This window comes from Idiomarina sp. UBA4206 (assembly GCF_002383015.1).
GTDB lineage: Bacteria > Pseudomonadota > Gammaproteobacteria > Enterobacterales > Alteromonadaceae > Idiomarina > Idiomarina abyssalis.
In genome coordinates this window covers 66388-66954 of record NZ_DFTS01000037.1, presented here as the reverse complement: position 1 = coordinate 66954, position 567 = coordinate 66388, and the positions used below count along the sequence as shown (strand labels likewise).

2 pseudogenes are annotated in these 567 nt (G+C 49.7%); both read left to right on the top strand.

Features of this window, described 5'->3' with window-relative positions:
- Window positions 1-101, top strand: a pseudogene (locus B3180_RS07855) (glycosyltransferase family 2 protein); the annotation flags it as partial.
- Between the two features lie 2 nt (window positions 102-103).
- Window positions 104-567, top strand: a pseudogene (locus B3180_RS07850) (acetyltransferase); the annotation flags it as partial.

Genomic DNA, 567 nt, shown 5'->3' with positions numbered 1-567 from the left:
CACTGCAGGACAACCTGAAAATTTCCTGGCTGCATACACGCTTGTTTTTTGGCATGTTGCCACGCATTCCGCTTTTATTACTGCGTAGGTTTAAACGTTAATTATGGTGGAGAAGCATTGGGCGAAAAAGAAAGAGCGCGGCAGCTACTGGGGCATCGTTATTGTTCTTCGAGCCTATCAGTACGGCGGCCACTGGTTAATGCGGCTGATTTTAGCGCCAGTGATCACTTACTTCTTTTTGACCGGAGGCGCTCCTCGCAGGGCGTCTCTGGACTTCCTTCGTCGTGTGCATTCATTTGCTGGTGAACAGTCTCCTTTTGTTGCCGAGCCGGGATGGCGCCAAAGTTGGTACCATTTTTGGCAGTTTGGCCTGCACGCTCTGGCAAAAATTGATGCCTGGGTTGGTAAGGTTTCTAAGAACCAGGTGCGCAACTGTGGTGACACCCATTTTGACGATTTAGAAAAACAACCAAAGGGCGGTATTCTAATTGGTAGTCACCTGGGTAACCTGGAGGTTGCGCGAGCGCTGGCTTCAAAAAAGTATACCCGGCGCATGAATGTACTGGT